The following is an 11,937-nucleotide window of genomic DNA, read 5'->3' as shown; positions in this document are numbered from 1 at the left end:
GGGCCCTGTCACACGCGTGCCCTAACCTTCCGGGCATGACGGCGGAACCGATGATCGACAGTCCCGGCGACCAGACGGCGGCAGCGGCGCCGGTCACGGTGCGGGCCTCGTTGTCGCCGTCGCGGGCGGCCGACTTCAAGACCTGCCCGCTGCTCTACCGGTTCCGCAGCATCGACCGGCTGCCCGAGCGGCCGACCGTCGAGCAGGCCCGGGGCACGCTCGTGCACGCCGTGCTGGAGCGGCTGTTCGACCTGCCGGCCGCGGCGCGCACCCCGGAGTCGGCCGGTGACCTGGTCGCCCCGCAGTGGGACCGGCTGCTCACCGAAGAGCCGGAGCTGGCCACGCTGTTCGCCGACGGCGACGCCGTCGGGCCGCAGGAGTTCCTCCGGTCGGCGACGGCGCTGCTCGACGGCTACTTCGCGGTGGAGGACCCGCGCCGGCTGGAGCCGGCCGAGCGCGAGGCGCTGATCTCCGCGGTGGTGGACGACGAACTGCTCATCCGTGGCTACCTCGACCGGCTCGACGTCGCGCCGGACGGCGCCCTGCGGGTGGTCGACTACAAGACCGGCGGGGCTCCGCGCGAGGCGTTCGAGGCGCGGGCGCTGTTCCAGCTCAAGTTCTACGCCCTGGTGCTGTGGCGCACCCGGGGCGTGGTGCCGCGGGTGCTGCGCCTGCTCTACCTCAAGGACGCCGAGGTCTGCGACTACGCGCCGGACGCCGACGAGCTGGTGCGCTTCGAGCGCACCGTGGTGGCGCTGTGGCGGGCGATCGAGCAGGCCACCGACCGGCAGGACTTCCGTCCCCGGCCGAGCCGCCTGTGCGACTGGTGCAACCACCAGGCGCTGTGCCCGAGCTACGGCGGGACGCCGCCGCCGTTCCCGGTGGCTGCCGCCGCACCCGACCCGCTCGTGGACGCCCGCTCCCGCCCGGCGCCACCCGGCGCCGACGAGTGACCTCCGTTCCCGCCGGAGGATGCCCGGGCTGACGCCGGGCCGGGCGGCACCGGATCGGCAGGCGCTCCCGTGCAGGGCCAGCACGCAAGCCGCCCGCGATCCCGCTGGGAAACCAACCCCCGCCTGACCGCCCGCTTCCCGCCACCTGGGCGCATGCGGCCACTTCGCCGAGGTGGCGGGGTAGACGCGCCACCTCGGGGAGGTGGCGGGGTCGACGGGGGTGGGATGCAGCCACCTCGGCGAAATGGAGTCGATCGAGCGTGTGGGGCGTGCACCACCGGCCGGGACGGGTTCGCCGAGCCGGCGCGCCGCGCTCCCCGAGCCGGGCGAGTCCCGTGGCAGGTCACCGCGGGGCGAATCGGATGCCGGTCACCCTCGGACGAATGCGGCGCCGGGTCACCGTGGTGCCCCGCGATCCCGTGTTCGCCGGGCGCGCAGAGCCCGGCCAACCCGCGGGATCGGGCGGCCTGATCGGCGGCCGGGCGGCCGTCGCCCTCTACGGTGGTTCGCGGCGGCCCGGTTCCACGCCGGACGGATCGCGGGCGCGTGCCGGTGCCCGGGTCCCGGCCGGACCACCCGCCCCGGACGACGAGGGGGACGCATGACCGAGGGCGCCGTGTCCCGGCCGGTGCGGGTTCTGCTCGCCGACGACCAGCCGCTGCTGCGTACCGGATTCCGGATGGTGCTCGGCGCGGAGGACGACCTCGACGTGGTGGGTGAGGCCGGCGACGGCGCGGAGGCGGTGGACCTGTCCCGGCGGCTGCTGCCCGACGTGGTACTGATGGACGTCCGGATGCCGCGCCTGGACGGGGTGGCCGCGACCCGGGCGATCGTGTCGGCCCGGCTGCCGGTGCGGGTGCTCGTGCTCACCACGTTCGAGCAGGACGAACACGTCGTCGGGTCGCTGCGCGCCGGGGCGAGCGGCTTCCTCACCAAGGACGTGCCGGCCGAGGACCTCGTCGCGGCGATCCGCACTGTGGCCGCCGGGGGCGCGGTGATGTCCCCGCGCATCCTGCGGCGGCTGCTGGACCGCTTCGCCCAGGTGCTGCCGGACCCGGCCGCCGCGCCGGCGCGGGCGCTGGCGCCGCTGACCGACCGGGAGCGCGAGGTGCTCACCCACATGGCGCGCGGACTGTCCAACGCGGAGATCGCCCGGGTGCTGTCGGTCAGCGAGACCACCGTGAAAACCCATGTCGGGCACGTGCTGACGAAGCTACGGTTGCGCGACCGGGTGCAGGCGGTCGTGCTCGCGTACGAGACGGGACTGGTCCGTCCCGGCGGCTGAGGTGGCGCGGGTCACCTACCGTGACCAGCGGCGGGGCTGATGTGTTGACCATCACGCCAGGTGAGGCCCTAACGTCGGCGTCGCCTGCCGGTCAGGGGTCACCCTGAGCCCGGATGGGGGTCGACCCTCACCGGAAGATCGGCACGGATTCCACCCCAGGTCGGAGGGCTTTCGGGCTCGCGACCTCGAGGATGGATTCCGCCGCACCGGCCAGCGGGGGCGGTGCGGCATGAGAACGACAGACGGAAGAGGTAGATGACGTGACCGCGACGGTAGGCCGAGAGCAGGCCGCGGCCCGGGCGAACGACGTGTGGAAGGTGTACGGCAGCGGTGAGGCTCAGGTCATCGCGCTGCGGGGGGTGAGCGCCGAGTTCGAACGCGGCCGGTTCACCGCGATCATGGGCCCGTCCGGCTCGGGTAAGTCCACGCTGATGCACTGCCTCGCCGGTCTGGACACGGTGACCAAGGGCACCGTGATGATCGGCGACACGACGGTGACCGGTCTCAACGACGCGGGTCTGACGAAGCTGCGCCGGGACAAGGTCGGCTTCATCTTCCAGCAGTTCAACCTGCTGCCCACGCTCACCGCGCAGGAGAACATCCTGCTGCCGCTGTCGATCGCCGGGCGCAAGCCCGACCCGGCCTGGTACGACACGGTGATCGACACGGTCGGCCTGCGGGAGCGGCTCGGGCACCGCCCGGCGCAGCTCTCCGGCGGCCAGCAGCAGCGCGTGGCGTGCGCCCGGGCGCTCGTCGCCCGCCCCGAAGTGATCTTCGCGGACGAGCCGACCGGCAACCTGGACTCCCGCTCCGGCGCCGAGGTGCTGAAGTTCCTGCGCAACTCGGTACGCGAGCACGGCCAGACCATCGTGATGGTCACGCACGACCCGACCGCCGCCGCGTACGCCGACCGCGTCGTGTTCCTCGCCGACGGGCAGATCGTCTCGGAGCTGATCGAGCCGACCGCCGAGACGGTGCTGGACACGATGAAGAAGCTGGACGCCCCGGTCGAGGTGGGCAACTGATGCTGCGGGCAACGCTCAAGAGCCTGCTGGCGCGCAAGCTGCGCCTGCTGCTGTCCGGCCTGGCGGTGGTGCTCGGCGTCATGTTCGTCTCCGGCGCGTTCGTGCTCACCGACACGCTCGGGCGGTCCTTCGACGCGGTCTTCGCCGACGCGTACGCCGAGGTCGACGTCAGCGTCGAGGCGAAGCCGAAGATCGACGTCTCCACCGCGGAGGGCATGCCGCTGAGCACCCCGATGCCGGCGTCGGTGCTCGACCGGATCAAGGCGGTGCCCGGCGTCGCCGACGCCAAGGGCGTGGTCGCCGCCGACGGCGCCCGCATGATCGGCAGCAACGGCAAGGTGGTCACCTCGTTCGGTCCGCCGCAGCTGGGCCAGAACTGGCTCGGTGAGAGCGACCTGGTGGAGATCCGCGAGGGCCGCGCGCCGCAGGCCGACGACGAGATCGTGATCAACACAGCGCTGGCCGAGGCGGGCAAGGTCAAGGTCGGCGACCGGGTCGGCGTGCTGACCCTCGCACCGAAGAAGGAGTTCACGCTCGTCGGCGTGTTCGGCTACAGCGGCGGCCGGGACTCGATCGGTGGCGCCAACGAGGTCTACTTCACCACTCCGGTGGCGCAGCAGCTGATGCTGGGCAAGCCGGACGTGTTCAGCAACGTCAGCGTCCAGGCCGCCGACGGCACCACGCCGGCCGCGCTGCGCGACGAGGTGGCCCGCACGCTCGGCGCCGACTACCAGGTCAAGACCGGCGAGCAGCTCGCCGCCGACGCGTCGGCCGGCCTCAAGGAGGGGTTGTCGTTCTTCAACAAGATCCTCCTCGGGTTCGCCGCGGTGGCGCTGCTGGTCGGCACGTTCCTGATCCTCAACACGTTCTCGATCATCGTGGCCCAGCGGACCCGTGAGCTGGCCCTGATGCGCGCGATCGGGGCCAGCGGCAAGCAGGTCATCGGCTCGGTGGTGCTGGAGGCGCTCGCTGTCGGCCTGATCGCCTCGGTGCTGGGGCTCGCCGCCGGCATCGGTGTGGGCGCGCTGCTGGCGTACCTGTTCGGTCAGCTCGCCGGAGGTCTGACCCTGGCCGGGCTGGGCGTGCCGGCCTCGGCGGTGATCGGCGCGTTCGCGGTCGGCATGCTGATCACGGTGATCGCCGCGCTGCTGCCGGCGCTGCGTGCCTCGCGCATCCCGCCGATCGCCGCGATGCAGGACGTCGCCACGCCGGACCGGCCGCTGACGAAGGTCACCATCGGCGGCGCCGTGGTGACCGGCATCGGCGCGGTGCTGCTGTTCCTCGGTCTCGGCGGGCACGCCGGCGACAGCACCCTGGCGACCATCCTCGGCGGCGTGCTGTTCGCGTTCATCGGGGTGGCGCTGCTGACGCCGATCATCAGCCGGCCGGTGGTCTCGCTGCTCGGCGCGATGTTCTCCTGGTCGGTGCCGGGCAAGCTGGGCCGGCTCAACTCGGGCCGCAACCCGCGCCGTACCGCGATCACTGCGGCCGCGCTGATGGTGGGCATCGCCCTGGTCACCGGCGTGACGGTGATCCTGGACTCGGCCAAGGGCAGCATCGGCAAGCTGGCCGAGGACACCATCAAGGCGGAGCTGGTGATCTCCGGGTCCACGTCCGGGCCGCGTCCGGCGAGCTTCGACCCGGCGGTGCTGGAGAAGGCCGCCGCGATCCCGGGCGTCCAGATGGTCGACGGCGAGTACGGCGACATGGCAGTGGTCGGCGGCGAGCGGACCTGGGTGGCCGTGTCGAGCAACGTGGCCGCGCTGCAGCAGATCTTCGGGGCGAAGGCCACCGCCGGTGACATCGGCAAGCTGGCACCGGACCAGATGCTGGTCAGCTCGGACACGGCGAAGGCACGCAACCTCAGCGTCGGTTCGACGGTGCCGGTGCAGCTGTCCCGCGGCGACGCCCGCACGTACACGGTCAGCGGCATCTACGAGAGCTCGCAGCTGACCAACCCGGTGACGCTGCCGCCGCAGGCCGCCGCGGACTTCGCCATCCCGCAGCCGATCCAGGGGTTCCTGCAGCTCGCCCCCGGCACGTCGGTGGACGCGGTGCAGCCGCAGATCGAGCGGCTGCTGGCGGACAGCCCCGAGGTGTCGGTGGCCGACCGGGCCGGGTTCATCGAGCAGCAGACCGGTCAGCTGGACTCCCTGCTCCAGATGATCCAGATCCTGCTGGCGCTGGCCATCGTGATCGCGGTGCTGGGCATCATCAACACGCTCGCGCTGTCGGTGCTGGAGCGGACCCGGGAGCTGGGTCTGCTGCGGGCGATCGGCCTGCGCCGCGCCCAGACCATGCGCATGATCACGGTCGAGGCGGTGGTGATCTCCATCTTCGGCGCGCTGCTCGGCGTGGTGGTCGGCACGGGTCTCGGGGCGGCGGTGGTCGAGGCGCTCAAGGACGAGGGCATCAGCGACCTGGTCCTGCCGTGGGGTCAGATGGTGACGTTCCTGATCCTGGCCGCGATCATCGGCGTGGTCGCCGCGGTGCTGCCGGCGATCCGCGCCGCGCGGATCAACGTCCTGGGCGCCATCGCCCACGACTGACACACCGGAAAAGGGGCCCCTCTCGTCGAGAGGGGCCCCTTTCCGCTATCGGTTGAGCAGGGCCGCGAGCAACTCCAGGTCCGCCCCGAGCAGGCTCTCCATCTGGTGTACGCCGTCGGCGGGCGCGAGCGGCACCTCGGCCGGTACGGCCAGCACCGCCGCCCCGGCGGCGAGCGCACTCGCCACCCCGGTCGGTGAGTCCTCGATCGCCACGCACCGTTCGACCGGCACGCCCAGCAGACGCGCGGCGGTCAGGTACGGCTCCGGGTGCGGCTTCGCCGAGTCCACCTCGTCGCCGCAGACCACCGCGTCGAAGCTGTCCCGGCCCAACGTGTCCAGGGCCACCTCGACCAGGGACCGGCCGCTGGAGGTGACCAGCGCGGTGGGGATGCCGGCGTCGCGTACCGCCCGCAGCAGCGCCAGCGCGCCGGGGCGCCACTGCAGCCCGGTGCGGAACAGCTCCAGGATCCGGGCGCTGATCCAGTCGGCGCTTTCCTGCACGTCCCGCTCCGGCTGGCCCAGGTCGTCGTGCACGATCCGCATCGCGTCGGCCATCCCGGTGCCGACGATCGCGCGGCGGGCGTCATCGGACAGGACACCGCCGTACACGGCGGCCAGTTCCTGCAACGCGACGTCCCACAGTTTCTCGCTGTCGACCAGGGTGCCGTCCATGTCGAAGAGCACGGCGGCGGGGTGCTTGCTGCTCAGCGGGGGCCTCCTTCGGTACGCGTACCCCGCCGATCCTGCCAGCCGCGTCCGGTGCGCCAGTCACCGTCCCCGATCGGGGTGACCCGCGGCATCACCGGAGGCCGCAGGCGCCGAGCGACTTCTCGTACCCCCGGAAGAACGATTCGCTGCGCTGCTCGGCGGTGCCGTGCGAGCCCTCGGCGAACCAGGGCTGGTCCGGGTCGTCGCCGACCGCCAGCAGCCCTTCCCGGAACTCCTCCAGGTCACCGTCCTCCAGCTCCAGCGCCCCGGACCGCACGCTGTCCCCGAGGTACGCCCCGGCCATGCAGTCGGCCTGCAGCTCCTGCTGGATGGTGAAGTTGTAGCGGATGCCCAGCCGCACCTGCATGCCGTGGGCGTACTCGTGGCCGAGCAGGTAGAACAGGAACGCGTCGCCGATCTGCCGGAACGCCGCCACCGACCAGTTCACGTCGTAGGCGATGAAGTCGCCGGCCGAGCAGTAGACCGCGTTGTTGCGCGGCAGGCCCTGCCCGGCGCAGGCCACCTCGCCCTCGCGGCTGTAGGCCACCACCCGCCGGATCGGGGTGAATCGCTGACCCGAGGCGCGGAACTGCTCCGCCCAGTAGCGTTCGGCCAGCCGGACCGCGTCCTGGATGTCCTGCTTGAACTCGGCCACGCTCGTCGTGCCGTCCGCGCGGGTGGTCTGCGACTCGGGCTGCGCGCTGCGCGGGGGTGCGGGCTGCTGCGGCTCGCCCTGGTCGTAGCCGCCGGCCATGCAACCGGCCGCCACCAGCGCGGCCACCACCAGTCCGGCGACCGGGCCGCGCCCCTGACGTCCCGCCCTGTCCCCCACCATGACCTCCCGGCTGTTCGTTCCCGTGTCCCGCAGCAGTACCCCCGGCGGCCGCCGGTGATGCTCACCGGCTCTCACGCACCGCCGCCGGGAATCGTTCACCGTGCGCGGGAACGGTACTGTCGGCGCGCCCGCCGGGCAGGTCGCGGCCGGGCAACGATCGTCGGCACGATGCTGCTCACCGTCGGCGGCAACCGGTACGCCGCTGGTCGGCGTGGGCGCCACCGTCTCACCGGCGCCGAGCGTGGAGCAGCGGCGGCGGTTGGAGGAGTACACGGCCCGCGCCGAGCCGGTCCCCGACCTCGCGTCCTGGTGGGAGGTGCCGGCGCGGGCCGGCGTGACGGTGCGCTGACCGGCGCGGTCAGTCCAGGCCGCGCATGATGTGCGGCTCGCCGTCGTCGTCGCCGAAGCAGCGGTGCAGCACCTGGGCACGCGCCCACAGGTCCAGGCTGCTCGGCGGTCCGACCGGTCCCGTGCCGGCGGGTCGGGGCAGCACGGGAGCCGGTTCCGGCGGGACCTGCGACGTCACCTCGTCGGTCATGTCCGCCCCTTTCGTCGTACCCATGCTCGTCTGCGGGCGTTTCCGCCACGTCAACGCCGACGGCGGGGGCGTGGACGCGGCGCGCCTGACCCACGCCGGCCCGTACTCCGGTGACGGTAGCCCGCCGGGCCGTCGCGCACAGCCGTATTCCCGACGTCGCCGCAGGTCGCGGCCGGTGATCACGCCTGCGGGCCGCCCGGGCCGCAGGTGGCGCAGCAGGTGTCGCCGCGCCAGGCGTCGCGGCCCTCGCGGACCGCGGCCACGGCGATCACCAGGGCGGCTCATCAGCAGGCATCCGGCGTACGCGTGGCGCGACCATACAACGCGTGCTTCTTCCGGGTGACGGGCTTGCATCCGGTACCCCGGTACGGGCTTACCGTCGAGAGGTGACCGACGATTCCTGGGTGCCCGACACCTGCACGCTGCCGACCACCGAACGGCCGCTGCGGCTGGCCGAGTTCGACGGGCTGTTCCACGACGCGCTGCGCGGCGCCGACCGGCCGGCCGCCGGGCATCTGCGGCTGCACCTCGACGGCAGTGCCGAAGCGCTCGCCCGGGACCTGATCGCCCGCGAGTCGGCATGCTGCTCCTTCTTCACCTTCGATCTCGTCCGCCCGGACGGCGACACGCTGACGCTCGACATCCGCGTTCCGGCGACCCGTGTCGCCGTACTCGATGCCCTGGCCCTGCGGGCCACGGCCGCGCGGGGCCGGTGATGGGCGAGCCGGAGCTGCGCAGCGGCCGGCTCGCCGACGCAGCCGGGGTCAACGTGCAGACGCTGCGCTGCTACGAACGGCGCGGGCTGCTGCCCGCGCCCCGGCGGTCGCCGGGCGGGCATCGCCTCTACCCGGCCGAGACGGTCACCCTGCTGCGGGTGGTGAAGGCCGCGCAACGCCTGCTGCCCCCTGCCGTTCGCCGGGCCCGCCGACCGGGCCGCCCGGCCGGTCCCCGGCCCGGTGTCGCTACGGTCTGACGCATGACGGTCGTGCGGTCCATCCTGCTGTTCCTGCTCGCCGCGCTCGCCGAGATCGGCGGCGCCTGGCTGGTGTGGCAGGGCTGGCGGGAGAACCGCGGGCTGCTCTGGATCGCCGCCGGGGTGATCGCGCTCGGCGCCTACGGGTTCGTGGCCACGTTCCAGCCGGACGCGAACTTCGGCCGCATCCTCGCCGCCTACGGCGGCGTCTTCGTCGCCGGGTCGCTCGCCTGGGGCATGGTCGTCGACAAGTTCCGGCCCGACCGCTACGACCTCGTCGGCGCGGCCATCTGCCTGGTCGGCGTCGCGGTCATCATGTACGCCCCGCGCACGGGCTGACGCCGCACGCCTCGGTGCGGGACGGCCGTGCGGGCGTACCGGCGCGTTTTCGGGGCGGCGCGAGGATCGCCGGCGGCCTACGATTCCCCCTCATGCGTCGTTTCGCCCTGCTTCTCGCACCAGTGCTTCTGGTCGCCCTGCCCGCCTGCGCGTCCGAGCCCGAGGAGGCGGCGCCACCACCCTGACCGTCCTGCTGGACCACGACGCGACGGCGGAGCAGAAGGCGACGGCGGAGCAGATCCTGCGCGGGACACCGAGCGCCGGGGACGTGACCCGCCGGACCCGCGAGCAGGCTTACGACCAGCTCCGGAAGGACTCACCGGACCTGGCGGCGCAGGTCGACCCGACGACCATGCCGGAGTCGTTGCGCACCACCCTCACCGACCCGTCGGTCGCCGAGGCGGCCGAGTTGACGATGGTCGCCGTCGACGGTGTCGCGTCGTCCGTCCTCACCGCTGCGGCCGCCGATCCGCTGCCCTCCGCGATCGGCATGATCGTACGGCTGGAACCGTCGATCACCGAGAAGCAGCGGGCCACAGTGGAGGAGACGGTCCGGGCGCTGCCCAAGGCCGAGTCGGTCCGGTTCGAGGACCGCGACGCCGCCTACGACCGCCTGCGCGAGCAGTGCCGGGGCAAGGGTGACCTCGCCGGCCGGCTGGAGACGGACATGACCCGCCCATCGCTGCGGCTGAAGCTGCCCCTCGCGCACCAGGGCGGGATCAACCCGCCCGAGATCGCACGCATGGACGGGGTCGAGGACGTGCTCCTCGTGCCGACGGCGGTGCTCTGAGCCGTCACGGTGATGAGTTTCCGCGCCCGTGCCCGTCACACGTACGACGGGACACGACAAGCGGAAGGATGACGTGATGGGTGCGGACACGCGGCCGGCAGAGCCGGGCGTACGCGATCTGGCCGGGTTCGACGAACCGGCGTTCACCGGGCTGGCACAGCGGCATCGGCGGGAGCTGCACGTGCACTGCTACCGGATGCTCGGGTCGTTCGAGGACGCCGAGGACACCGTCCAGGAGACGTTCCTGCGCGCCTGGCGGCGGCGGGAGACGTTCGCGGGCCGGTCGACGTTCCGGGCCTGGCTGTACCGGATCGCCACGAACGCCTGCCTGGACCTGCTCGCCAAGTGCCGGCCCGAGCCGGCGACCGGCGGTGAGGTGCGGTGGCTCCAGCCGTACCCGGACCGGCTGCTCGATGAGCTGCCCGCCGCCGGCGCGGACGAGCCGGAGACGGTCGCTGTCGCGCGGGAGACGATCGAGCTGGCGTACCTGGTCGCGGTGCAGCACCTGGCGCCGCGCCCGCGCGCCGTGCTGATCCTGCGGGACGTGCTCGGCTGGCCCGCCAAGGACGTCGCGGAGCTGCTCGGCGACTCGGTCAACTCGGTGAACAGCGCGTTGCAGCGCGCCCGCGCGGGCATGCGGGAACACCTGCCCGCCCAGCGGCAGGACTGGACCGGCGACGACACGGACACCCGGACCCGCGAGCTGGTACGCCGCTTCACCGACGCCGCCGTCGCCAAGGACGTCGGCGCGCTCGCCGCCATGCTGCGCGACGACGTGCGCTGCTCGATGCCGCCCACCCCGGGGCTGCAGATCGGCCGCGACGCGGTGGTGAGCGACTGGATCGCGGACGGCTTCGAGAGCCTGGGCAGCCTGCGAGCAGTGCCCACCGCCGTGAACCGGCAGCCCGCCGTCGCGTTCTACCTCTGGCAGGACGGCGTCGGCGCGTACCTGCCGCTCACCGTCGACGCCCTGCGCGTCACCGGCGGGGCGATCACCGAGATCGTCACGTTCCACGCCGACCGGTTCCCGCGGCTCGGGCTGCCCGAGCGCCTGCCCGCCGACCGTACGCCGTAGTGCCCGCGCGGACGCTCGCGCTGCCCGGCGGCGCGCGCGTTCCGGTGGTCGCGGCCCAGTGGCGTCACGCGTACGGCGTGGTGACGCGCGGCCGGGTGCAGCTGGAGCTGCGCGACGGCAGCCCCGGGCCGGTCCTCGGCCGCGACGCCGGCTTCTGGCTGCGCGGCACCGGGGTACGCGCGCTGCGCAATCCCGGCCGTCGCACCGCGACGGTACGGATCCTCACCCCTCATGAAGACGTTCGGAGGAACGACATGATCAGCAGCACCGACACCGGCGTCGTCTCTCGCCGTGCGCACGGCTTCCGGCGGCTCGCCGTCACCGGTCTGGTCGCCACGCTCGCGGCGGCGGTGGTCACCACGCTCGCGGCGGCGCTCGCCCGGGCCGCCGGTGTGGACTTCGAGATCCCCGACGGCGGCGGCGAGACGATCCCGTTGGGCGGGTTCGCCGTGGTGACCGGATTCTTCTCGCTCATGGGCGTCGTCATCGCCGCCGTCCTGCTGCGGTTCAGCGCCTACCCCGCGCGGCGGTTCGTGTGGACGGCGGTGGCGCTGACCGCGCTGTCGATGGTCCCGCCGCTTATCGCCGGAGGCGACGCCGCCACGACGATCGGGCTGGTCGGGCTGCACCTGGTCGCGGCGGCGGTGATGATCCCCGCCCTGACGTGGGGCCTGCGCGCGAGGATCGGCTGACGCTCCGCCTCCGGCGGCGAATCGCGGCTACGGGGCACCTGCTGCCTCCGGCCGGAGGCACGGTGGTCCGCGAGCCTCCCACCACGCGACGGCTCCGATCGAACGCCTACCATCCCCACCCGTGGAGGGTCTGTTCTGGATGCCCGTCGTCGCGCTGTGCGGCGTGTTGGGCTGT

At 73.2% G+C, this 11,937-nt stretch carries 14 protein-coding genes; 11 read left to right on the top strand and 3 right to left on the bottom strand.

The window, feature by feature from the left end:
• The first annotated feature begins 50 nt into the window (after positions 1-50).
• The 4 genes from O7546_RS13150 to O7546_RS13135 all read left to right on the top strand — a co-directional run bounded on the left by O7546_RS13150 (position 51) and on the right by O7546_RS13135 (position 5,812).
• Complete coding sequence (locus O7546_RS13150; RefSeq protein WP_194801788.1) at positions 51-953, top strand: PD-(D/E)XK nuclease family protein; 903 nt, start codon at positions 51-53, stop codon at positions 951-953.
• Between the two features lie 601 nt (positions 954-1,554).
• Positions 1,555-2,238, top strand: coding sequence for a response regulator transcription factor (locus O7546_RS13145; RefSeq protein ID WP_269696876.1), 684 nt, complete (start codon positions 1,555-1,557; stop codon positions 2,236-2,238).
• Positions 2,239-2,498: 260 nt separating this feature from the next.
• Entirely contained in the window at positions 2,499-3,263 is a 765-nt protein-coding gene (locus tag O7546_RS13140) for an ABC transporter ATP-binding protein (protein ID WP_281600974.1), read from the top strand.
• Positions 3,263-5,812 (top strand): ABC transporter permease, encoded by a 2,550-nt coding sequence (locus O7546_RS13135; protein ID WP_194801591.1) that lies wholly within the window; start codon positions 3,263-3,265, stop codon positions 5,810-5,812. Before O7546_RS13140 ends, O7546_RS13135 begins: the two co-directional genes overlap by 1 nt.
• A gap of 45 nt (positions 5,813-5,857) precedes the next feature.
• Here the strand turns inward: O7546_RS13135 and O7546_RS13130 are convergent, their stop codons facing one another.
• Both O7546_RS13130 and O7546_RS13125 read right to left on the bottom strand, forming a co-directional pair.
• A complete protein-coding gene (locus O7546_RS13130) occupies positions 5,858-6,496 on the bottom strand; it encodes an HAD family phosphatase (RefSeq protein WP_194801592.1) in 639 nt (212 codons plus the stop codon).
• A 115-nt stretch (positions 6,497-6,611) separates the two neighbouring features.
• Positions 6,612-7,352, bottom strand: coding sequence for a neutral zinc metallopeptidase (locus O7546_RS13125; RefSeq protein WP_194801789.1), 741 nt, complete (start codon positions 7,350-7,352; stop codon positions 6,612-6,614).
• Positions 7,353-7,455: 103 nt separating this feature from the next.
• On the opposite strand from O7546_RS13125, the gene O7546_RS13120 reads away from it, so the two are divergent.
• Positions 7,456-7,704, top strand: coding sequence for a hypothetical protein (locus O7546_RS13120; RefSeq protein ID WP_194801593.1), 249 nt, complete (start codon positions 7,456-7,458; stop codon positions 7,702-7,704).
• Between the two features lie 9 nt (positions 7,705-7,713).
• On the opposite strand, the gene O7546_RS13115 is transcribed toward O7546_RS13120, so the two are convergent.
• The gene (locus tag O7546_RS13115; RefSeq protein ID WP_194801594.1) at positions 7,714-7,893 is read right to left on the bottom strand and encodes a hypothetical protein; all 180 of its coding nucleotides are present in this window, start codon (positions 7,891-7,893) and stop codon (positions 7,714-7,716) included.
• Positions 7,894-8,279: 386 nt separating this feature from the next.
• On the opposite strand from O7546_RS13115, the gene O7546_RS13110 reads away from it, so the two are divergent.
• The 6 genes from O7546_RS13110 to O7546_RS13085 all read left to right on the top strand — a co-directional run bounded on the left by O7546_RS13110 (position 8,280) and on the right by O7546_RS13085 (position 11,762).
• Positions 8,280-8,609 (top strand): hypothetical protein, encoded by a 330-nt coding sequence (locus O7546_RS13110; RefSeq protein WP_194801595.1) that lies wholly within the window; start codon positions 8,280-8,282, stop codon positions 8,607-8,609.
• Positions 8,609-8,866, top strand: a complete 258-nt coding sequence (locus O7546_RS13105; protein WP_228532396.1) for a MerR family DNA-binding transcriptional regulator — start codon at positions 8,609-8,611, stop codon at positions 8,864-8,866. The genes O7546_RS13110 and O7546_RS13105 overlap by 1 nt, the downstream gene beginning before the upstream one ends.
• Positions 8,867-8,869: 3 nt before the next feature.
• Positions 8,870-9,205 (top strand): YnfA family protein, encoded by a 336-nt coding sequence (locus O7546_RS13100; RefSeq protein WP_116510707.1) that lies wholly within the window; start codon positions 8,870-8,872, stop codon positions 9,203-9,205.
• 145 nt (positions 9,206-9,350) lie between these two features.
• Complete coding sequence (locus O7546_RS13095) at positions 9,351-9,995, top strand: permease-like cell division protein FtsX (protein WP_348651255.1); 645 nt, start codon at positions 9,351-9,353, stop codon at positions 9,993-9,995.
• Between the two features lie 76 nt (positions 9,996-10,071).
• Complete coding sequence (locus O7546_RS13090) at positions 10,072-11,070, top strand: RNA polymerase subunit sigma-70 (protein ID WP_194801598.1); 999 nt, start codon at positions 10,072-10,074, stop codon at positions 11,068-11,070.
• The gene (locus O7546_RS13085) at positions 11,070-11,762 is read left to right on the top strand and encodes a DUF6069 family protein (RefSeq protein ID WP_194801599.1); all 693 of its coding nucleotides are present in this window, start codon (positions 11,070-11,072) and stop codon (positions 11,760-11,762) included. The genes O7546_RS13090 and O7546_RS13085 overlap by 1 nt, the downstream gene beginning before the upstream one ends.
• The last annotated feature ends 175 nt before the right edge of the window (positions 11,763-11,937 follow it).

Source organism: Micromonospora sp. WMMA1976 (assembly GCF_027497335.1).
In the GTDB taxonomy this organism is placed as follows: domain Bacteria; phylum Actinomycetota; class Actinomycetes; order Mycobacteriales; family Micromonosporaceae; genus Micromonospora; species Micromonospora aurantiaca.
The sequence above is the reverse complement of the archived record's forward strand: the minus strand, read 5'-3'. Positions and strand labels throughout refer to the sequence as shown.

What these genes read in the sequence shown, in the direction of transcription:
- O7546_RS13150 (WP_194801788.1), top strand. Translation starts at nt 51, where the DNA reads ATGATCGACAGTCCCGGCGACCAGACGGCGGCAGCGGCGCCGGTCACG.
- O7546_RS13145 (WP_269696876.1), top strand. Translation starts at nt 1,555, where the DNA reads ATGACCGAGGGCGCCGTGTCCCGGCCGGTGCGGGTTCTGCTCGCCGAC.
- O7546_RS13135 (WP_194801591.1), top strand. Translation starts at nt 3,263, where the DNA reads ATGCTGCGGGCAACGCTCAAGAGCCTGCTGGCGCGCAAGCTGCGCCTG.
- O7546_RS13115 (WP_194801594.1), bottom strand. Translation starts at nt 7,893, where the DNA reads ATGACCGACGAGGTGACGTCGCAGGTCCCGCCGGAACCGGCTCCCGTG.
- O7546_RS13105 (WP_228532396.1), top strand. Translation starts at nt 8,609, where the DNA reads ATGGGCGAGCCGGAGCTGCGCAGCGGCCGGCTCGCCGACGCAGCCGGG.
- O7546_RS13100 (WP_116510707.1), top strand. Translation starts at nt 8,870, where the DNA reads ATGACGGTCGTGCGGTCCATCCTGCTGTTCCTGCTCGCCGCGCTCGCC.
- O7546_RS13090 (WP_194801598.1), top strand. Translation starts at nt 10,072, where the DNA reads ATGGGTGCGGACACGCGGCCGGCAGAGCCGGGCGTACGCGATCTGGCC.